At 43.7% G+C, this 21766-nt stretch carries 15 protein-coding genes and 1 riboswitch; of the genes, 5 read left to right on the top strand and 10 right to left on the bottom strand.

Annotated elements, in window-relative coordinates; all coding sequences use genetic code 11:
* Together EPX21_RS22890 and EPX21_RS06440 are read left to right on the top strand one after the other, a co-directional pair.
* A partial coding sequence (locus tag EPX21_RS22890) for a hypothetical protein (RefSeq protein ID WP_206106018.1) occupies positions 1–323 on the top strand: 323 nt, incomplete at its 5' end.
* Between the two features lie 10 nt (positions 324–333).
* Entirely contained in the window at positions 334–825 is a 492-nt protein-coding gene (locus tag EPX21_RS06440) for a hypothetical protein (protein ID WP_134088845.1), read from the top strand.
* A 192-nt stretch (positions 826–1017) separates the two neighbouring features.
* Here EPX21_RS06440 and EPX21_RS06435 read toward each other — a convergent pair whose 3' ends face one another.
* A complete protein-coding gene (locus EPX21_RS06435) occupies positions 1018–2637 on the bottom strand; it encodes a S41 family peptidase (RefSeq protein WP_134088844.1) in 1620 nt (539 codons plus the stop codon).
* A 330-nt stretch (positions 2638–2967) separates the two neighbouring features.
* Between EPX21_RS06435 and EPX21_RS06430 the strand changes: the two genes are divergently transcribed.
* A complete protein-coding gene (locus EPX21_RS06430; protein ID WP_134088843.1) occupies positions 2968–3534 on the top strand; it encodes a hypothetical protein in 567 nt (188 codons plus the stop codon).
* A gap of 208 nt (positions 3535–3742) precedes the next feature.
* Positions 3743–4309, top strand: coding sequence for a DUF4833 domain-containing protein (locus tag EPX21_RS06425; RefSeq protein ID WP_134088842.1), 567 nt, complete (start codon positions 3743–3745; stop codon positions 4307–4309).
* A 206-nt stretch (positions 4310–4515) separates the two neighbouring features.
* Here the strand turns inward: EPX21_RS06425 and EPX21_RS06420 are convergent, their stop codons facing one another.
* The 9 genes from EPX21_RS06420 to EPX21_RS06385 all read right to left on the bottom strand — a co-directional run bounded on the left by EPX21_RS06420 (position 4516) and on the right by EPX21_RS06385 (position 17309).
* Complete coding sequence (locus EPX21_RS06420) at positions 4516–5601, bottom strand: formylglycine-generating enzyme family protein (RefSeq protein ID WP_134088841.1); 1086 nt, start codon at positions 5599–5601, stop codon at positions 4516–4518.
* A gap of 58 nt (positions 5602–5659) precedes the next feature.
* The gene (locus EPX21_RS06415; RefSeq protein WP_134088840.1) at positions 5660–6976 is read right to left on the bottom strand and encodes a YeiH family protein; all 1317 of its coding nucleotides are present in this window, start codon (positions 6974–6976) and stop codon (positions 5660–5662) included.
* Positions 6977–7111: 135 nt separating this feature from the next.
* Positions 7112–8065: a sterol desaturase family protein gene (locus EPX21_RS06410; protein ID WP_134088839.1), complete on the bottom strand. Its 954-nt coding sequence runs from the start codon at positions 8063–8065 to the stop codon at positions 7112–7114.
* A gap of 205 nt (positions 8066–8270) precedes the next feature.
* Positions 8271–8396, bottom strand: coding sequence for a hypothetical protein (locus EPX21_RS23225; protein WP_255502020.1), 126 nt, complete (start codon positions 8394–8396; stop codon positions 8271–8273).
* A gap of 2 nt (positions 8397–8398) precedes the next feature.
* Positions 8399–9103: a thioredoxin domain-containing protein gene (locus EPX21_RS06405; protein WP_134088838.1), complete on the bottom strand. Its 705-nt coding sequence runs from the start codon at positions 9101–9103 to the stop codon at positions 8399–8401.
* 188 nt (positions 9104–9291) lie between these two features.
* Complete coding sequence (locus EPX21_RS06400; protein WP_240768561.1) at positions 9292–10938, bottom strand: arylsulfatase; 1647 nt, start codon at positions 10936–10938, stop codon at positions 9292–9294.
* Between the two features lie 21 nt (positions 10939–10959).
* A complete protein-coding gene (locus EPX21_RS06395; RefSeq protein ID WP_134088837.1) occupies positions 10960–12585 on the bottom strand; it encodes an arylsulfatase in 1626 nt (541 codons plus the stop codon).
* 26 nt (positions 12586–12611) lie between these two features.
* Positions 12612–14177: a RagB/SusD family nutrient uptake outer membrane protein gene (locus EPX21_RS06390; protein WP_134088836.1), complete on the bottom strand. Its 1566-nt coding sequence runs from the start codon at positions 14175–14177 to the stop codon at positions 12612–12614.
* Positions 14178–14192: 15 nt separating this feature from the next.
* The gene (locus tag EPX21_RS06385) at positions 14193–17309 is read right to left on the bottom strand and encodes a TonB-dependent receptor (protein ID WP_134088835.1); all 3117 of its coding nucleotides are present in this window, start codon (positions 17307–17309) and stop codon (positions 14193–14195) included.
* A 533-nt stretch (positions 17310–17842) separates the two neighbouring features.
* Positions 17843–17945, top strand: a riboswitch (SAM riboswitch).
* A gap of 101 nt (positions 17946–18046) precedes the next feature.
* On the opposite strand from EPX21_RS06385, the gene metH reads away from it, so the two are divergent.
* Complete coding sequence (gene metH, locus EPX21_RS06380) at positions 18047–21739, top strand: methionine synthase (RefSeq protein WP_134088834.1); 3693 nt, start codon at positions 18047–18049, stop codon at positions 21737–21739.
* The last annotated feature ends 27 nt before the right edge of the window (positions 21740–21766 follow it).

The raw sequence follows: 21766 nt of genomic DNA, 5'->3' as shown, positions 1-21766 counted from the left end.
TTAGAGACTCAAAACTTACGGCTTTTCAGCCGTACCTCCTTCTTTTTCTTATTTATTTTTCAACGTTTTGGACGCTTGTGACTTTTGCTAATAGCACCACAGATTCGGATCTGAATGTTCTGGAAACTTGGTATAGTTTCGTTTATAAGATTGATACAACGACAAGCGCAAACAACGCGATATTGAAATTTGCTGCTTTACTTGAGCGTATAAACTCAGGCCTTTCAGTAACTAGGGCAACTAATGAAAATTTAAGCACCTGGAACACTTATCAGGTGCAGACTTGGGACAATAATAATATAAGAATTGGTGATTGTAATTAAAAGAGTGAATATGAAAAAATACCTATTAATCTTCGTTTTGAATGTTCTAGCGTTAAATATAAGCACAGCTTTAGCTCAACAAATAGAACTTCCGGATTTTAAAGAAATAGAAAAGCAGAATCAGTTGTTCGTGGGTACATGGAAAGCAACAAAGGATGGTGTTACGTATACGCTCGTTCTAAAACCTGGATTGCTGCCTGGCACCACGGAACGGGTGCCGATATTGCTTGGATCAATATTGGTCAAAAAAGGAGATCAGGTAGTCCGTGATATCCCCATAAAAGACTCAAGTCGTTTCTTCATGGGCGGCGTTCTTCTTTCTAAACCGAGGACCTTGGTGGGCAGCATTAACGATACTGAAATAAAAATGCCGAAGTCCGTTTATTTTTTTGCAAATGAGCAGTATACGGAGTTAACTTGGGAACAACGCAAAGAATCGGGATATCAAGAGCCTTTTGCTATTTTTCCCGAAGGTTTAACTTTTAAGAAGGTAGCCAATTAAGCCCCTTGTATGCAACCAGATTTATTGACTAACCGTTCAATTTCGAGAAAGCCGTCTCATAAATCAACTATGGGGCGGCTTTTTATTTACTGAAGCGGTAACGTAACTACTTTTGCTTCATCCACCAAGTATATTTTACTGTCCGATATGGCAATACAGATAGTCCATAGCCGGCTTTCAACAAGACAACAGCTAACGTTTTAAGGCCTCTACCGCTCGGGCGAGCATATGGTCAGAGTCGTTCTTCATCTTAAAATAAGCTTCGCTGCCAAAGAAAAAACGCGCAATAAGCGCCTTCATATCGAGCTCTATGAGTTTGCGGGCTACTTCAGCCTCTCTATTGTTAACTTCGATTCCTTGGCTTCGCGCTGTCTCTACGAAGTCAGTATAGGTATTTCTGGGCAAACTGTAATCGCTTAAAAAGTGGTCAATTGAAAAGTCAGGGGCTGTGGCAACCAGGTTACTATAAACGTAGTCGTTAATCAGATTAGCTTTCAGTACTTTCTTATAAAAACTATTCGCGCCCAAAGTATCAATGGGTACATAAATATCTGGCATAATCCCACCGCCTCCGTAAATAGGACGTCCCGAACTGGTATGATAAAGCATTCCTTTCAACAAAGAAGTGTCAAGTACACCCTTTCCTTCATCTTGCATCAGCTCACCGGAAATATACCGACGGTTAATTTCATTGAAATACTTTTCCAGGCCGTCCTTATACGACTTTTGGATACTTCTTCCGGATGGAGTATAATACCGGGCGATGCTTAGATTAACGGCAGAACCGTCATCAAAATCATATTGATCCTGTACCAAGCCCTTTCCAAAGGAGCGCCGTCCAACGACAATACCGCGGTCTAAATCCTGTACCGCGCCTGCTACGATCTCACTGGCCGAGGCAGAACGCTCATCTATAAGAATCGCAAGCATACCTTTCTCAAAAACGCCGCCCCCTTTCGAGTAATATTCCGTCCGCGGTTCATGGGCTCCCTGCGTATAGACGATCAACTCTTTTTCTTTAAAAAATTCGCTTGCCAAAGCCGTTGCTGCACGCAGATAGCCACCGCCGTTTTCCCTTAAATCGACAATCAGTTTATTGACACCATATTGTTTCATCCGGTTCAAATTTTTCCGGAAATCACTGGCAGTTTCTGCGCCAAACCGCTTAATTTTAATGTATGCGACCGCCGTATCGATAATATAAGCGGCATCGATGCTGCTGACAACAATTTTATCACGCACTACTTTAAACGGCTCCGCTAAATCCGCGCCATTTCGGTTAATCCAAAGGTTAACAACAGTCCCTCTCTTACCTCTCACTATCGCTGCTACTTCATGCTCTTTCATGTTTACGCCTGAAATCGGCCGATCGTCCACACCGATCAATTTATCGCCAATCTTTACACCGGCCTTTTCGGAAGGGCCGTTAGGCGTTAATGCTGTTATCATCAGCGTATCACGCAAGCGATAATATTCCAAACCAATGCCATCAAAGCTACCGTTTAACTCCTCTCCCAACGCTTTCGCCAGTCGCGGAGGCATATAAGTAGAATGCGGATCGAGGTGAGATAAAACTTGTTTAATAGCGAAATCCTGAAGGGTGTCTATCCCCACAACGTCTACATAGCGGTCATTTATAACCTGAACAAGCCTTTGCAGCTTGCCACTCTTATCTACCAAAACGGAAGGTAAAATGCCCGAAGTATTTTTAGAATCTTGCTCAACAAAACTTTGCCCTAACAGCAAACCCACAAAAAGTACGGCAGCATAAGTGGCGGCAGCAAGTAAGTTTTTTCTAGTTTCGGGACTCATAGCGATTTAGAGGTGCTAAAGTAACTATAATAACGGAATTATGCTTCACCCGCCCCAGCTTTTTCAATTCAAACCTATTTCTTGCTATTACTTTAATACTTCTTCAAGCCTCGGAAGAATATACGAACACGGTACGTGCAGGGAAGCCAAAAATTGCAAAGCCTTGGACAATTGTATATCAAATCAAATTTATCTAAGTTTGTCTGGAGAGATACAAGTTGTTTGGCTGTTCATTAACAAATGTGTTAAACTAAACCGTTAACAAATTCGCTAATGAAATGTTTATAACAATACAAAAATGGTTTTTTAACAATAAACTTGGAACTGGAGATGCACGAGATCGAACCCTTTTATCGTTGGCGAGACGACTATATCGCTTCCGAAGATGAGCTTTCTCCTTTTTATGGGACAGAGTACAGCGAATTTGAATTCGATAAACAGATTTACAACTTTTTGTTACATCCTCAATGGGACTATTTTGGGTCCAATACCCTTTATCTGAAAATACTTTTCGCAGATTACGAGCACCAGTATGCAATTATTGAGCTGATCGGCGAGTGGAATGATGCCATTAATAACGATATTATGCTACTAAAAAGAGAAGTCCTTGAATTGATGATCGCGGAAGGAATCAACAAATTCATCCTTATCGGCGAAAACATATTGAATTTCCACGCGTCGGACGATTGCTATTATGAAGAATGGTTTCAGGAAATTGAGGACGGCTGGATAGCAGGACTGAATTTTAGGCAGCATGTAATTGATGAGTTTAAAAACTCGAACATCGATTATTTTATAAATTTTGGTGGTAATTTGGATGATATGAGCTGGCGTAACCGTAAACCTGTTCAGGTGTTTCGGGCCGTCGAAGAACAGCTGACAAAACGCTTGTACTGATTTTGTGTCGTCGCTTGCGGATGAAAACCCTAAGCAACATGCACAATTACAACACCATTAACGAGCGTTGCGACTATCCTGCGACTACCCTCTCCATAACCTACTACTTATAGCCTACTACTTACAACTTATAACGATCTTTGGTACAATGCTTGCTCTTATTACCTTAAGAAGCAATAAATTAAACGATCATGTAAACCCGTAGCCTATGAAAGCTTTTGTTTTACTATTAATGGCCTCCTCTATCTGTAACAGTGCCTATGCACAGGACATAGAACAAAGTCATTCAAACAAACAGGTCGACAAGACGCAGCTTCCGGTACCCAATGAAAAAGAGCAGCTTTTCTATCTACAGCGCGATCCGAACAAAAACACTGTTGTGTACACATTAAACAAAAAGAACGGGAAAATAGATGAAGACAATCCGGTCAATGTTTACTGGATTTTATATGAAGAGGACGGGAAACGAAAAGGCCTGTCTTATATCCAAAGGAAATTCGCTTACGGCGTTCATCATCGAAAATTGGCCGAAAATGAATATGAAATCAGCCTAACTTCTTGCAAACGTATCCCGCTTCGATTGGCTTACTGCCCTTTAAGCAAACAATACGAAGCTTTTACTTCCATTAACGATAAACCGGCCATCGTAGAACGCATATTTGTACGAATCAACGGCGGCTCGCTTTTCAAACCAAATGTCGACTACATTGAATTAATCTGTAAAGACAGTGAGTCGGGACGAAAATTAAAGCAAATGATCCCGATGAACGAGTAGCCCTCGATTAACTGGACAAGCGTAGGCAAACGGAGTTGCAAGAGAGCTCCTGTGTATGACGAATCGGCCCCGCAGAATGGCGTGCCGAAAACTGAATTTTTAGCGAAAACTAGACAGCCTTGAGTTTTTGCTACCTTTTGGGTCAGGCCAGAAGGTGATAACAAAAAATTTCTTTTAATCTAAAGATTCTATATTCTATAAAGCGATTAAGGTGCTTTATCTTGCACACATCGAAAACCGAGATTATTACTGGCACTACTCACTTCTCCTTTCCCTCTACTTCCAGCCTTGTAGCGCTCACAATACTGATCGTTACATAAGAACGACCCACCTCGCTGCACGCGTTTCACCAATCCGGGCTCTGCCGGATCGTAACTATCTTTTGGTCCCCTAGGGTTATCGGATTCGGCCTGTTCATAAGCATCGGGCCGATAGAAATCAGCACACCACTCCCACACATTCCCTTCCATATCATATAAACCAAATGCATTCACCGGAAAAGATTTGACGGGAGCAAGCTCAACGAATCCGTCTTCAGCTGCATTGCTCACCGGAAAATCACCTTGATAGGTATTGGCCACCCACCTACCCTGTGGCTTCAATTCGTCGCCCCAATAATATTTTTTTCCAACCAGTCCTCCCCGAGCAGCGTACTCCCATTCGGCTTCTGTAGGCAAGCGCTTTCCGGCCCACTTAGCAAAAGCCTCCGCATCTTCATAACTTACTTGTACAACCGGTTCGTTCTCTTTTCCTTTAATGCTACTCCCAGGTCCCTTCGGCTGCCTCCAAGAAGCACCCGGCACATACTTCCACCATTGTAAGTGATTGTTTAAGTCGACCCGCTCTTGTGGAGGAGTAAACACGGCGGAGCCTGGCACCAGCAGATCCCGTGATACCCCTGGGAAGTCGGCCGGATTCAAAGCCCTTTCGGCCACTGTTATATAGCCCGTAGCTTCCACGAATTTTGCGAACTGCGCATTGGTCACTTCATGTTCGTCCATCCAAAAGTCGCGGACCTTCACTTGATGTATGGGTTGCGAATCACCAAAATCCGTAGATCCCATTTGAAACACCCCGCCCTTAATAAACACCATCTTCGCATCATCGGCCCCCTGCAGTACACTTTCCTGCGACCTCTTTACCGCTGCAGCCCTAGAGGGCATCCCTTCCGAAACACACATCGCTACTGAATCTTTTTGGCTTGCCGATTTGTCTTCGGCCGAATGGCATGAAGCTACCGCAACTGCTCCACTTACGTACAGCCAAATCCACCGTTTTTTACACTTATTCATCGATTGCTTTTATGCCCTCGGGCCTGTTTTACTCAACGTATTATTATAGGTAGCATTCCTAACCAAAAAGAAGCAATGCCAGTATTAAAGTAATCACAATATTAAATAATTGGGCAATCAGAAATACCCAAAACGGACGCTTACTATTTTCCCTTATTAAATCTTTAAAGTTAGTCTCTAAGCCAATGCTTGTAAAGGCAAGCGCAAACCACAACCCTTGGATACTCTTAATATCTCCTTTTACGGAAGCTACGGTATCCGGCTGTAGAAAAAAGGAAAACAATAGCGAAGCCGCTATAAAACCTAACACAAATTTAGGAAACCGTTCCCAGATTACACCTAAACCAGGTTTACTGACCGCTTCTTTTCCCGCAGGGTGGTTGGTATAGGTCCAGTACACCGATATCGCTAATGCCGCCACACCCAACAATACATTTTGTGAAAACTTCACAATAGTACTTATTTTTAGTGCGGTTTCACCCACAAGTGAACCTGAAGCGACAACAGCACCGGAAGTATCAATACTTCCGCCCAACCAGGCGCCTGTTACTTCTTCCGAAAAACCAAAATAACTTGCTATATAAGGCATAATGATCATCATCGGAATTGCTGTGATAAGTACCATCGACACGACGTACGACAATTTTTTGGAATCGCCCTGTATCGCTCCCGATGTAGCAATAGCCGCCGAAACACCACAGATTGAAACCGCACTCGACAACATCAAACCAAGTTCTTCATCTATTTTGAATTTTTTGCAAAGCCAAAAAGAAAAATACCAAACCGACAAAACAACAACTAAGGACTGGATAAGGCCTAGTGAACCTGCTTTAAGAATGTCTGAGAAAATCACGTTCGTTCCGAGCAGAACCAAGCCTATCTTCACCAGCAACTCAGCCGACAGCGCTTCTTTGAGCCAAACCGGCAGTTTAATCGTGTTGCCCACCAACAGCCCTACACATAAGCTAAAAATAACGGCCTCCAATCCCAGATCCTCCATTGTTTTGTTGCCGGCCAATAATAAGGCGAAAGCCGTTAGCAGGAAAACCACCGGAAAACCGAGTAGGTAAGGTCGGATTTTCCTTCCTGTGAGCAGTCCCCCAAGTACCAGGATAGCAAACGTAAAAACGAGCTGTTTTAATAAGCTAAACAAATTATCCGCCACAAAGACCGAGAATAGACTGTCGACATCCGACCATTTGTACTTAGGGGCTTCCAAATGAAACCCTAAAATAGCAAGGCCGATGATAATAAATCCTAATATTACTACCGTCCAATCTTCTGTCAGAAAATTTCGCCTAGGCAAGTTTTGCAACTCAGGAGACAAGTCCTGTTCCGATAAAACGGCTTCGGTTGAGGTTATTCCTTCATTCATGTTTTTAGTATCTTGATTAGTAAAAAGCCAAAACTATTGATAATAAGCAAAAGAAAAAAGGAAAAAATCAATTTGCGCGTTTTTAAACTATAAATTCCATAGATTTTCTCATCATACCCGTTCAAAACGATGCTACTAGCCGTTCGTGATGCGTAAGTTCACAGGTACTGCCGGATCTATTTGCTCTTCGGCAGGTTCTGCCGATACTTCCGATCTGACTACCACATCCTCTCGCACCATCGGTCCGCCTGCGGCCAGCTCGCTGCCGGGAACTTTTGATTTAAAGATCGGCCAAAGGAACTGGGCATACCACGCATCCCCCTCATAATGAGAAATGCCATACGATTTAGGATATTGTCTGGTAATCAAAGCGGTTCCAAATAACATATCCCAAAAGAAGAACATATTGCCAAAATTCCCTTTGTAATACCCAACCCCGTCATCCGTCACATCCGCATGATGTGCGTGATGGGTAGCCGGCGTTGAAATTGTCCTCTCTACCACCCAAGCCAGCGGATGCAACCACTTTTTCTCGTATAAGGGTTTATCCCACTTAATACTTGAATGGGCCATCTTTGTAATGATCGACTTGATTCCTTTCGCAAACAGTGCCGGATACCCCAAACCCAAGTAAACCAGCAAAGTAGTTAAATACGTTTGCGAAAAGAAGATGGTATAAATAATATTTTGTCTGGAAGCCATTGCCATGCCCATATAGGGCGCTGAATGATGGGTTCTATGAAATCGCCATAACCAAGGTACCTCATGGTGCAATCGATGGTACCAATACTGCGTCAAATCATCGTAAATGCAAATGATGACAAAGCCCCAGAAGAAAGGAATCCAATCCAGCGTATCTTTTGCATCCGGAAGTATAATCGGCAAAAATTTTAATCCAAAATAGGCCACTAAGGGCCTAGTTACTAATCTGGGCAAAGCGTAACAAGCTAAATCCAGGAGCTTTTCATTGCGGTTCCAATGCTTACCATACAAGCCGAATGAGAATTCAAAAACGCCAATTATGAGCGTAAGTGCTGCTAAACCCCATGTATTGAGGTTGGTAAAAACAGCTTCAATAAAGTTTGTCATTCCATTTACGTTTAATTGTCATTACTTATTTAATCCATGGTTTTTGACCTGTTATATAGAAATATAAAAACATCAATAAGATAGGCAGCGTATATATTATAATGCTCAGTAGCACATTTCTAACAATCCTATCTTTCGCTTCCTTTTCCATTTTTATCTGATTTTGTTTTAATTACTTAATTTGTCTAGGTTAATGCTACTTAATCTATTTAACGGAAGAGCAGCTGAACAAAGCGATACTCAGCAGCAAAATAATCGCCGGAATCAAGGTAATAACCACACCGATCAATATCTTTTTTAAGAGAAGCACCAAATCTTGACGGGTCATCATATTTATAGTTTAAACTTATTTACTTGTTCCAAAATCTCTTCTTTAGAACTTTGCCCTTGCTTCTTCCAAACCAACTCTTCATCTTTATAAAGCAATAGCGTCGGAAGCCCTTCAACGGCGAGCTCCCTTACTAAGCTCTTATTTTCATAAGCTTCGATATCCACCAGTTTAAGCACTTCGCTTTGTGCCGCGACTACTTCTTCGACAATTGGTTTTAATTTTTTACAGCCACCGCAGTAGCGCGACCCTACGTCCACCAATACTAATTGATCGGCTTTAATCTGTTGATTGAAATCGACTAACGACAATCCCTCTCCTACCGTAGATTCAACTGGTTTTCCTTGTCCGATCCATTTGCTGAGCCCTCCCGGAAATTCATACACTTCTTTAAAACCCTGCCTATGAAGCTTAGCTGCCAATACCCCGCTCCGGCCATTTCCGATTGAATAAACAAACACAGGTTTATTTTTAGCCAACTGTTGACTAAGTGCCGTGAATTGTTTTTCATTCGCTACATTCACTGCACCTTTAACATGGTTCTGCCGATATTCTTCTTCTGATCGTGCGTCTAAAATTTGTGCATTGGACCCCGCAACCGCAAACTTTTGCTCGAAGTCTGCAAAAGAAAGCAATGATTGTTTTTCTTCTTGGCCTATGGCTGCTCCGAATGTGAAGAGCAAGGCAATTACATACATGTTTTTTTTCATATCACCTTCTATTAGTTAAATTTACACGTCTATTATTGATATCATTCCGGTCAATTAAGGGATAAAGATTGTTCTTCTTCGCCTCTTCCTCGAACAGTTTCTTGAGCTCTTCCAGCTTTTCAGGGTTCTCTTTAGCCAGATCATGCAGCTCGGTAAAATCCTTATCCAGATTATAGAGTTGCCAATCGTTATTTAATTGTATCTACTACACTGATATTCTGCACGCCACCAGCGTCATGCTTGAACGCCTGACCGGCTTTCCAGCCATCCTTATAAATGGCTTTGGAACCGAAGATGTAGTAGTATTGCTGGGTATGACGCGATGGAGCCGATCCATTTTCAAAAGAATAAACAAGCGATGTACCCTGAATGGTATCCTGCTTAACACCTCTAATATAAACAGGTGCATCTATCCCTACATATTCCAACGTAGTAGGCAACAAATCGATTACATGTCCATACTGATGACGGATGCCCCCTTTTTCTGATATACCTTTCGGATAAAAGACGACCAGCGGGTTACGTGTACCTCCTTCCGAATGAGCATCCTGTTTCCAATATTTAAAAGGGGTATTCGTAGCCTGTGCCCAACCCAACGGAAAATTGCCATTCGTCGCCTCTGGGGTTCCAATAATATCAAAATCTTCCAAATGCGCTTTTACCGCCTCCTCCTCTGTCAATTCTTGTGTTAGTGCTGCGGCATGACTTCTTTTGATGGTTCCATACAAGGTTCCCTCTTTACTGGCGCCATTATCGCCGATAACCAGCAAAATCAAGGTGTTATCCAATTGATTAATTGATTTCAAATGATTGATAAGTCGGCCAACTTCATAATCCGTATAAGTCAGATAACCCGCGTAAACTTCAAAAAAACGTGCATATACTTTCTTTTCATCAGCCGATAGTTTATTCCAAGCTTTGATGAGAGGATTTCTGGCAGGCAGCTCGACATGAGCCGGAATGATACCCAGTTCTTTTTGACGTTTAATGGTCTCTTCACGATAAGCGTCCCACCCTTTGTCGAACTTCCCTTTATATAGATCCCGCCATTTCGCTTCCAGCTGATGCGGCGAATGCGTTGCCGCGGGTGCATAGTATAAGAAAAAAGGCTTATCGGGCGCTGCTTTCTTCTGGCGGTCAATAAAATGAATGGCCTTATCGGTAATTTGCGCACTCAAATGTCTTCCGTCTGATTCAACATGCGCATTATCTTCCACTAAATCGGGTTTATACTGATCCGTTGCCGATCCGAGAAAACCGAAGAAATGGTCAAAGCCTTTACCAGACGGCCAACGATCAAAAGGACCGGCATCGGTGGCGTCTTGATCGGGAGTTAGTCCATATTTACCCACAGCAAAAGTATTATATCCTTGTTCCCGTAGAATCTCGGCAATCGTTCCTTTGTCTGACGGAATCCGTCCATCCCATCCCGGGAAACCAAATGAAGACCATTTATGCGAAAATCCAGCTTCATGTACTCTACTTGAATTTCTGCCCGTCAATAAGGCTGCTCGTGTTGGGGCACACATCGCTGCTGTATGAAAATTCGTATAACGAAGTCCATTATTCGCCAAGCTATCGAATGTGGGTGTAGGTATCAATCCTCCGAATGTACTACTAGCACCAAAACCTACATCGTCTAATAGAATCCAAATCACATTTGGTGCGCCTTTAGGTGCTACAACCGGATCAACCCAAGCTTCTTTGGAATTATTAAACCGATCACCTATCACTCCTTTGAATGGTTCTTGTTGTTGCGTTATATTCTGACCCTGCACCGTGGGCAAGACGAACAGGCTCCATAAGCCAATAATTTTCAATGTCCGATTCATCATATTAAGTTATATTTTTAAAGTTCATTCTTTTGCGGAAGCCTCGGCTTTCGCTTTTTCATAATCATAAAACCATTTCACATCCTTATCGTAGGATTCTGCCTTCACCTGATGGTACCACTTGTCATACAAATTGACTAATCGCGCTGCCTGCTGAGGGTGCTCCTTTACTAAGTTATGCAACTCGGTACGATCGGTTGTCAGGTTATATAATTGCCAATTCTCCGATTTTTCAGCAACCAGTTTCCATTCTCCGTCCACAATCGCTCTGTTTCCTTCATGTTCCCAAAAGATTGGCTGTTTCCGTTGTAGCGGTTTCCCACGCAAAATAGGTTTCAAACTCGTGCCTACTGCTGGGATAATTGTATTCCCTTGGAACGTTTCGGGATATTGCGCTCCTGCTAAATCTACAAGTGTCGCCAAGATATCTACGATATGAGCAGCTTGTCTATCAAAAGAACCATTTAGGGAAGAAGGGATTCCTTTCGGCCAGGAAACAATCGCCGGAGAAGCTATTCCCCCTTCGTGCGTATGGTGTTTATAGGCCCAAAAAGGCGTACATGCTGCTTCGGCCCATCCCTGGCCTAAGAAAACCGTAGACTGTGCAGACCCAGGAGACGTCCCTTCATACCTAGCTTCTGCCCCCGGCTCTGCATTCCCTCCGTTATCCGACACAAAAAGAATTACCGTATTATCGAAGACACCACGTTCCTTCAATCCAGACACTAAATCCCCGATGCTTTTATCCAGATGTGTAATGACCGCAGCGTAGATCGCCATGATGTCATCATATTTCTTCTTATCCGCCTCACTTAAATGATCCCAATCAGGAACTTTAGGATTGATGGGCGGAAGTTTCCAGGAGGAATCGATCAATCCCAGTTCCAACTGCCGATTGTACCGTGCTTCGCGAAGCTTCGCCCATCCTTCTTTATATTTTCCTCGGAATCTCGCAATTTCCTCCTCCGGCGCCTGTAAAGGAAAATGAGGAGCATTATGCGCCAGATAAAGTAAAAAGGGTTTCTGCTCCTTCAACGCCTCATCAATAAACTTCAAACCGAAATCTGTCCATAAGTCAGTTGTATACCAGTTCGCAGGCAAGCGATCAGAATCATTGGCCAGCTCCTCTCCGTTCAGAAACAGTTGTACCCTTTCCGATTCTTTATAATAAAATCCACCAGCAGGTGCATTTAATGATCTATCAAACCCGCGTTTCCAAGGAACAACCCCGGCCTGCTGCCCTACATGCCATTTTCCAGTCATGGCCGTAAAATATCCTGCCGTTTGCAGCAGCTCTCCTATTGTAACCGTATTATTATTCAAATGTCCTCTGTAAGCCGGATGTTCAGGCCCTTTATCCTCCATCATATGCCCAATTCCCGCTTGGTGTGGATAAACGCCTGTTAGTAAGGCAGCTCGTGTAGGACAACACCGAGCCGTGTTATAGAAATTGGTTAAACGAATACCGTGGGCAGCCAGCTTGTCCAAATTGGGAGTGGGTATTTCACTTCCAAAACAGCCTAGATCAGCATATCCTAAATCATCCGCCAAAATAACAATTAGGTTAGGCCTTTTTTGCTGTGACCATACGGTGTTAAAACTGAATACAGCCAGAAACACCAAACTAAAAAAAACAGACTTCTTATACATATTTTTCACATTAAAGGTTATAAACATTAATTCCATCCGGGATTCTGCGTAAGCAATGGATTATTATCGATTTCTGTCTGTGGAATAGGATACAGATAATGCTTTTCAGCAGCATTCGTTTTACCGACCTTATGCAGGCTTTTGATGAGTATTCCGTTGCCTGCAGCATCTTTTTCCCTGATTAAATCGAACCATCTTTGGTATTCATAAGACAATTCCAAACGTCTTTCCAAGTAAACAGAATCGCGAAACTGATCTTTCGTCAACCCTTGGGTTAAATCAGGCAACCCGGCTCTGGCACGCACTCTATTGAGTGATTTATAAGCTTTAAGTGTCGGGCCATTCACTTCATTTTCAGCCTCTGCATGAATGAGCAGTACTTCCGAATAGCGGATAATAGTCACATTAGCGGCCGACTCTCTGGATACCGCTGTATTGTCGGGATCCCACCATTTATGCCAAAAAGGCGTCGAATCCTGTGCAACCGCCGGGTTTTGCAAAGGAAGACCGTATTTCCGACCGTTGGTCGGACTGGTAAAGCTACGCACAAAGGTCACATCCCTCCGCTTGTCGTCCGGTTTATACAGCTTATAAATACTGAAATAGTTGTCGTTACCTTCCGTATAGTATCGAACCATGTGCGCGTAACTACCACTGAGCCCGGGAATGGAGGTATAAATCGCCCTGGGATTTTCGCTATTCCCCTGGTTATTCGCGTTTGCTTTAAATTGCGCAGAAAACACATGCTCAATCCCATTTTTATAGGCGGGTAAGAACACATGCGAATAGTCCTCAAACAGATCGTAGTTATAGGCTCCGGAACCGCCATCGGCAGGAGACAATACCTCCTCCGCCTTTGTTATAGCCTGCTCATAATGCGCAGTCAGTTTTAATGGTAAAGACGCCTTTATTAAATACACTTTTGCCAGCAAGGCCTTAGCGGCACCGGCAGTTGCTCTACCTTCATCCGGAGAGCTATAGGCGTTCGGCAATACTTCAGCGGCCTCCGTTAAATCCGTTTCAATCTGCGCATAGACCGCTACGGAAGGAGCTCTTTCAATTTCATAGGCAGAAGGATCTACATAGTTTTGGTATTCCGTAATCAGCGGTACATCCCCAAACAGACGAACCAAATTGAAATAAAAGAGTGCACGCAAGAATTTAGCTTCCCCTAAAATCCGGGCTTTATTGCTCTCATTGGTAAAAGTAATATCCGGCACTTTGTCCAAAACCACATTTGCCTTCTTTATAGCAGCATAATGTTGCTGCCAAATTTCATATACCCGCAGATTACTTGATGAATGTGCCAAAACAGAGAGCGATCGTACATCAGGGTTGGTAGCGCCTGGCCCTGGATCTTCATCGTCACCCGCCATATTCATTCCTGTATTGAACAAGGTATTATAGGGCGATTGAACACTTTGTGTATTCAAATGGAAATAAACGGCGTTAATCGCATTAAGGGCGTCCGATTCGTTATTATAATATTGGTCTTCCGAAACAAAAGAGGCCGGATTCTCCTCTAGAAAATCCTTACAAGCCGCAAGAAAAAAAACGACAACGCCAATTACAAAAAGCTTTATATTTTTCATCTTATTTCCTAACTATTAAAATGTTACCAAAAGGCCTAATTGATATGATTTATTATTCGGATACACACCATTGTCCACCCCTCTGTCAATAAGCGACTGACCATTACTGCTTGCTTCGGGATCAAATCCAGTATAATTTGTCCAAGTCACTAGATTCTGCGCCGAAACATAAATTTTCAGGTTTTGAATTTTTGCAGCATCCAAGATCGATTTTGGAAGGTTATAGCCGAATGAAAGATTTTTAATTCGACAATAAGATGCATTTTCGATGAACCGATCTGAGATGGTAATGGCGGGGTCTTGATAAGCTTCTTTAACATCGGTATTCGTGTTGGTCGGTGTCCACCTATTCAATAATACGGAAGATGCATTGGTATAGCCGGTTCCCAGTTCCAAATTAGCGCGGTTCACGTTATATAATTTCCCACCTACGGATGCTTGCAAGAAAACAGATAAATCAAAGCCTTTATAATTAAACGTGTTAGTAAGCCCTCCTACAAAATCAGGTTGATTATCGATTACAATACGATCCCCCGCCTGGGTAATCCGTCCATCGCCATCGATATCCTTAAATTGCTGACCTCCCGGCCCGGAATTTGCCTGAGGAGTTAATGGCCTTGTACCTTCCTGAATAACTCCATCCGTTTGATACACAATAAAAGAACCTACAGGATGTCCAACCTTCGCTATAGACGGCGCAGAGCTGGAAGGTATATATTGGTCGATTCCCTCACCTAAACTAAGCACTTTGTTTCTGTTTCGGGAGAAGACCAAGAGCGTATTCCATTTAAAGTTGCCTATTAGGTTCTTTGAGCTGATACTTAGATCAATGCCCTGGTTGGAAACCTCTCCTACGTTTTGATACACAATAGCACCTTGGCCATTATAGATATCCGACAAGCCCGAAGTCCCGGGTACCGTTCTGGTTAATAGAAGATCTGTTGTTTTTTTATAATAGTAGTCGGCAGCAAGATCTACACGGCCGTTTACCAAGCCGATATCCACACCGGCATCAAGCTGAAAAGTTTTCTCCCAACCGAGATCTGGATTTGCAACGGTGCTTGGAGCATATCCTGCGACCGTTGTATTGGAGAAATTGTAAGGAAAATAAGTTAATGCAGCGAGCGATTGATAAGATGGGATATTTTGGTTACCTGTGGTTCCGGCACTTAAACGCAATTTCAAGTAACTGATACGCTTTACATTTCGAAAAAATTCTTCATTTGAAATATTCCAACCCAAGGCCGCTGAAGGAAAATAACCCCATTTATTTCCCGATCCGAATTTAGAAGATCCATCTGCACGCAAGGTGACGGTCAGCAAATAACGATCGTCGTACGCATAGTTTATACGCCCTAAGTAAGAAGCAAGCGACCAGTCTGTCGCCGACGAAGCAGGCGTACGACTCGTAACCCCCGCCCCCAAGTTATTATAAGTAAGGTCATCGGAAGAAAAACCAGCTGCTTCAGCCTTCAAACCTTCAGATTTTGATTGCTGTAAACTGAAACCCACCACAGCGTTTAATCTATTTTTGTCGTCCAAAGACTTTTCGTAGGATAGGGTGTTCTCATTCAGCCAGTTGAGCGTATAAAGTGACCCGACTATAGCATTCCCGCTCAGTGCAGCACCTTCATAGGTAGAAATGGGCAGGTATCGATTTTCCTTATTGTCAATTAAGTCGGCACCAATCAGCACTGTGGCTTTTAATCCGTCTAAAAGGGTATATTCTCCAGAAAAATTACCTAGAATACGATTGGTTTTTGAAACGTTGATAATGGAATTGAGGCTGTTTATCGGATTGGCATAGGCCGATTCAAATGGGCTATTAACCACAAAGGATCCGTCGTCTTGATAAATGGGCAAAGCTGGTGGCGTCAAAATCAGAGCCTGTACAATAGCGGGCGGGGCAATATTCGTACTGATCCGGCTGGCATTCAAGTTTCCCGTGATCTTTAATTTAGCACTATAATCGTGATTGACATTAATGCGCCCGGAAAAACGCTCAAAATCGGTATTGATAATCACCCCTTCCTGTTTTAGGTAATTGGCAGAAATACCCAATCTGGTTTTTTCAGACGCCGATAATATGGACAAGCTATGACTTTGTTGCGGTGCACTCCTAAATGCGGCCCCCTGCCAATCTGTACCAACGCCGGAAGTATCCAAGGAATAGCCGGACACACTTGGTAACGTAGGTGTTTTTCCAGAATTATAGGCTGCATCTTTACGCAATTCCCACCATTCACGTGCGTTCAATAACGGTAACCTACGAATCACTTCCTGCATCCCGTAAAAACCATCGTAGGTGATAGACTTCGTTCCGCCGGACCCTTTTTTGGTGGTAATAATTACCACCCCATTTGCCCCTCGGGATCCGTATATTGCCGTTGCGGAAGCATCTTTGAGCACATCGATCGATTCAATGTCGGCGGTATTGATGGTCGACAATGGATTGATGTTAGGGCCTGCTGCGACACCCGAGCTATTCACGCTGTAGTCATTATTGACAGGATAGCCATCGATTACATAAAGAGGATCACTACCGGCATTAATGGAATTATTCCCCCGAACTTGTACACTCACGCCAGCTCCCGGCTGACCGGAAGTTTGCGTAACCGTCACTCCTGATACCGAACCTTGCAAGAGACGTTCTACAGAAACCACAGGCTGGCTTTTATTTTCTGCCGGAACAGATGCAACCGATCCGGTTAAATCGCCACGCTTTTGCGTGCCATAACCCACCACCACAACATCCTCCAATTGATTAAAGTCGGGTTCCAAACCAATAGCGATGGGGCTTCCGGTAGCAACCACCTTTTTAACCTGGTACCCGATATAATTGATTATTAAGGTGTAAGGAAATTTTTGCCCGGTGACGAACTTGAAGTTTCCTTCTCCATCGGTGCTTGCCTTGTGTGTAGTGCCTTCTATGGATACGGTGGCACCCGGAAGCGGCTCCTTCGAATTGCTATCGAAGACTTTCCCGTCTAATGTCGAGTTAATCAGCGGTTTGGTAACTTGCGCTTGTAAAGCTCCATTTAAAACAAGAAGAAAAGTAAGTAGAAGAATTCGTCGTCGTGTTCTATATGACGAAATAATAAACGTATATAGCTTTGCAATAAAATCAATCATTGTATCTTTACAGTTAGGTGCATAAAGCCGTGCAATCCGCCTGAACGGTTACAGCAGCAAACATGAAATCCGGAAAATAGAAAGGAGAGAAAACGTTGTTAGCAACAACAGGAGTGGCACATGATTAATCGCATGGGAGCGATCGAAAAAACAATAGGATTGGAAACCCGTTTTACGCCGTCTTCGCGCAGTGGAAGAGTCACTTGTTGATTTGTTTTCATTTGTTCAGTTATTATCTCGATTATGATTAAGCCTCAGCTCTAACGACCTTTAATCTATTTTATCGTAAAATGCTATCCAAATACCTACCAAATAGACTACAATTTTAATAGACATTAATATCATCACAAATATAAACGTTCGTTCCTTCCCCAGTTAGGAACAAAAACTACTTATTATGTATATAAATAATGCGCATGAGTATCGACATATCCCCACGATCTTTTCCGGTAAGCTTCACCAGTGTATGCGCTCAACGAATCACAACCCTAAATTCGATTTGATAATCACCAAATTATTACCGACATTTGCAATGCTTATTGAGAAAGACGGAGGGATTAGACCCTACGAAGTCTTGGCAACCTGTGCTTACAAGGTGCTACATTCTACCCGGTTCGAGATCGGGAAAGATAAGCAAAAGTCATTTTCTAGGCTTTTTCTCAATGCAAGCATCATGTTAACAAAAACAATATCTATTAGGAGATAGATAACAACCTGTATATGGTTTACTGTGCCGTATGAGTATTAGAGAAGAACTAAACAAACGCATTTTAATTATCGATGGTGCAATGGGCACCATGATTCAGCCTTACGGACTTGAAGAGGCGGATTTTCGTGGAAGGCGTTTTTCCGACCATCCCTGTGAAGTAAAGGGAAACAATGATCTGTTAAACATCACCAAGCCTCAAATCATAAAAGAGATCCATGAGGCCTATCTGGAAGCAGGTGCCGATATCATCGAAACGAACACGTTCAGTTCGCAGGTGATATCGATGGCCGACTATCAGATGGAATCCTTGGTATATGAGTTAAACTACGAAGGAGCCCGGATAGCGAAGGAGGCTGCCACTCAATTTACGCATAAAAATCCGGAAAAGCCACGCTTTGTAGCCGGCGCCATCGGCCCTACTAACCGCACAGCTTCTTTGTCGCCCGACGTGAATGACCCCGGCTATCGGGCCGTTATGTTCGACGATCTTGTGCATGCCTATTACGAGCAAGTGCGCGGCTTGATTGATGGAGGAGCGGATGTATTACTTATTGAGACCATCTTTGATACCCTGAATGCAAAAGCCGCCATTTTCGCCATTATTCAGTACGAAAATGAACTAATAGCTGCGGGCAAACGAAACGAACGGATTGACATCATGCTATCCGGGACCATCACTGATGCCAGTGGACGAACACTCTCGGGCCAAACCGTAGAGGCCTTTCTAAACTCCATAAGCCACGGCAATATCCTCAGTATTGGACTTAACTGCGCTTTAGGCGCTAAAGAAATGCGTCCGCATATCGAAGAGCTTTCCGAGAAAGCGGGCTTTTACGTTTCTGCTTATCCGAATGCCGGACTGCCGAATGAGTTTGGTGGCTATGATGAGCAACCTCATGAAACCGCGCATCTAATCGAAGATTTTATAGAAAGTGGCTTCGTCAATATTGTTGGTGGCTGTTGCGGTACAACACCCAGCCACATAAAGTGCATCGCAGAAAAAGCGGCCAAAGCAAAACCGAGAAAAGTTCCTAAGCCGGAACCTTTCTTGCGCTTAAGTGGCTTAGAACCCATCACCTACACGCCCGATAGCGTCTTTATGAATATTGGCGAGCGGACCAATGTAACCGGTTCGCCCAAATTTGCCAAGTTAATCCTCAGCGGCGATTTCGAAGCGGCATTAGCCGTAGCACGGCAACAGGTTGAAGGCGGGGCACAAGTGATCGACGTTAACATGGACGAGGGGATGCTCGATTCCGAAGCGGCTATGACGCGCTTCTTGAACCTTATTGCCTCCGAGCCGGACATTGCAAAATTGCCTATTATGGTCGACTCCTCAAAATGGTCGGTTATAGAAGCCGGCTTGAAATGTTTGCAAGGAAAGGGAATTGTTAATTCCATCTCATTGAAAGAGGGCGAAGAGCTTTTCAAAGAAAGGGCTACCACCATTATGCAATATGGCGCAGCAGTGGTCGTAATGGCTTTCGACGAAATCGGTCAGGCAGATTCTTATGAACGACGGATTGAAATCTGTAAACGTTCTTACGATATCCTGGTAAAGGAGGTGGGTTTCCCCCCTCAGGACATCATTTTTGACCCTAATATATTGACGGTAGCTACCGGCCTAGAGGAACATAACAATTATGCGGTCGACTTTATTAACGCGACCCGATGGATTAAAGAGAATCTGCCCCTTGCTAAAGTAAGCGGCGGCGTGAGCAACATCTCTTTCTCTTTCCGGGGAAACAACGTAGTACGTGAGGCGATGCATGCCGCCTTTTTATATCACGCTATTAAAGCTGGATTGGATATGGGAATTGTCAACGCCGGGATGTTGGAAGTGTATGAAGAAATAGATCCTACCCTGCGGACCTATGTAGAAGATGTACTGCTAAATCGGCGGGAAGACGCTACCGAGCGCCTTGTTGAATTTGCTGAAACCGTTAAGAGCAAAGGCAAAACAGAGGTAAAAAGCGCAGAATGGCGGAGTACCTCAGTCGAAGAACGGCTATCGCATGCGCTCGTTAAAGGTATCATCGAATTCCTGGATGATGATGTGGAAGAAGCACGGCAAAAATACCCTCGCCCCTTGGAAGTTATTGAAGGCCCCCTAATGGACGGGATGAACATTGTAGGCGATCTCTTTGGAGCGGGAAAAATGTTTTTACCGCAGGTCGTAAAATCCGCACGGGTAATGAAGAAAGCCGTTGCCTACCTGCTTCCTTTCATAGAAGCTGAAAAAGCGAAGAATCCCTCGGCTGGAGACCGGAAAAATGCTGGAAAGATTTTAATGGCTACGGTGAAGGGCGATGTACACGATATAGGCAAGAATATTGTTGGCGTTGTACTGGCCTGTAACAACTTCGAAATTATCGACCTGGGCGTTATGGTTCCCAGCCAAAAGATACTGGATGAAGCCCGAAAACACGAAGTTGATATTATCGGACTAAGCGGGCTCATTACTCCTTCGCTGGACGAAATGGTGCATGTTGCGAAGGAAGCGGAACGGGAGGGTTTTAAAATTCCCATCATGATTGGAGGTGCTACCACCTCTCGCATTCATGCGGCTGTAAAAATCGCCCCTAATTACTCAGGTACCGTTGTCCATGTATTGGATGCGTCGCGCAGTGTAACCGTTGCCAGCAACCTGTTAAATGCCGAAGGCCGGGAGAGCTACGCCGCCACAATCCGAGCAGAATACGACCAAGCTAGAGAAAATCACCTGAGAAAAAAATCGGATAAAAAACTCATACCCATTGGACAGGCAAGAGCCAAGGCCTTTAAACTGGATTGGACAAGCTACCAAGCGCCGAAACCGGCCTTCCTTGGCACCAAGGTATTCGACGATTTCCCCTTGGAAGACTTATTGCCTTACATCGACTGGACGCCCTTCTTTCACACCTGGGAATTACGCGGTAGCTATCCAAGGATATTGACAGACAAAACAGTCGGCACCGAAGCAACAAAACTCTTTGCAGATGCGCAAAGACTGTTACAGGAAATCGTCTCCAATAAACTGTTAAAAGCGAAAGCCGTTATCGGATTCTGGCCTGCTAATACCGTCGGCGACGATATTATCTTATATAAGGATGAGGAAAGAGAAGAAGTGCTGACCCGTATTCATACCTTGCGTCAACAGGCCGAAAAAGCAAAGGACCAACCCTATTATGCTTTGTCGGACTTTGTTGCACCGGTCGATAGTGGTATTAACGACTATTGGGGAGGTTTTGCGGTTACCACCGGTATCGGTTGCGACGAGCTCGTGGCTGAATACGAAAAAAACTACGACGATTATAACAGCATTATGGTGAAAGCGCTAGCCGATCGACTGGCAGAAGCTTTTGCCGAGAAGATGCATCAAATGGTACGCAAAGAATATTGGGGCTATTCCAAGGATGAAGAGCTCAGCAATGAAGAACTCATCAAGGAGCAGTATGCCGGAATTCGGCCCGCACCTGGATACCCCGCCTGTCCGGATCATACCGAGAAAATTACGCTTTTCAATATGCTACAGGCGGAACAGAGCACTAGCATCTACCTAACAGAAAGTTTGGCTATGCATCCCACCGCCGCTGTCAGTGGATTTTACTTTTCACATCCCGAGTCTAGGTATTTCGGCGTCGGAAAATTGGGGAAAGACCAAATAGAAGATTATGCTAAACGAAAAAACGAATCTGTAGAAGCTGTTGAAAAATGGCTGGGACCGAATTTGGGATATTAAGAGAAAGTAGCACTTGCAGTAGCACTA

The organism is Olivibacter sp. XZL3, assembly GCF_004368405.1.
GTDB lineage: Bacteria > Bacteroidota > Bacteroidia > Sphingobacteriales > Sphingobacteriaceae > Olivibacter.
This window is presented reverse-complemented; position numbering and strand designations above follow the sequence as displayed.

Bases quoted from the DNA above. Each gene is read 5' to 3' on its own strand.
- EPX21_RS06435 (WP_134088844.1), bottom strand. From the start codon at position 2,637: ATGAGTCCCGAAACTAGAAAAAACTTACTTGCTGCCGCCACTTATGCT.
- EPX21_RS06405 (WP_134088838.1), bottom strand. From the start codon at position 9,103: ATGAAAAAAAACATGTATGTAATTGCCTTGCTCTTCACATTCGGAGCA.
- EPX21_RS06390 (WP_134088836.1), bottom strand. From the start codon at position 14,177: ATGAAAAATATAAAGCTTTTTGTAATTGGCGTTGTCGTTTTTTTTCTT.
- EPX21_RS06425 (WP_134088842.1), top strand. From the start codon at position 3,743: ATGAAAGCTTTTGTTTTACTATTAATGGCCTCCTCTATCTGTAACAGT.
- EPX21_RS06385 (WP_134088835.1), bottom strand. From the start codon at position 17,309: ATGATTGATTTTATTGCAAAGCTATATACGTTTATTATTTCGTCATAT.
- EPX21_RS06400 (WP_240768561.1), bottom strand. From the start codon at position 10,938: ATGATGAATCGGACATTGAAAATTATTGGCTTATGGAGCCTGTTCGTC.
- EPX21_RS06395 (WP_134088837.1), bottom strand. From the start codon at position 12,585: ATGTATAAGAAGTCTGTTTTTTTTAGTTTGGTGTTTCTGGCTGTATTC.
- EPX21_RS06440 (WP_134088845.1), top strand. From the start codon at position 334: ATGAAAAAATACCTATTAATCTTCGTTTTGAATGTTCTAGCGTTAAAT.
- EPX21_RS06420 (WP_134088841.1), bottom strand. From the start codon at position 5,601: ATGAATAAGTGTAAAAAACGGTGGATTTGGCTGTACGTAAGTGGAGCA.
- EPX21_RS06415 (WP_134088840.1), bottom strand. From the start codon at position 6,976: ATGAATGAAGGAATAACCTCAACCGAAGCCGTTTTATCGGAACAGGAC.
- EPX21_RS06430 (WP_134088843.1), top strand. From the start codon at position 2,968: ATGCACGAGATCGAACCCTTTTATCGTTGGCGAGACGACTATATCGCT.
- metH (WP_134088834.1), top strand. From the start codon at position 18,047: ATGAGTATTAGAGAAGAACTAAACAAACGCATTTTAATTATCGATGGT.
- EPX21_RS06410 (WP_134088839.1), bottom strand. From the start codon at position 8,065: ATGACAAACTTTATTGAAGCTGTTTTTACCAACCTCAATACATGGGGT.
- EPX21_RS23225 (WP_255502020.1), bottom strand. From the start codon at position 8,396: ATGATGACCCGTCAAGATTTGGTGCTTCTCTTAAAAAAGATATTGATC.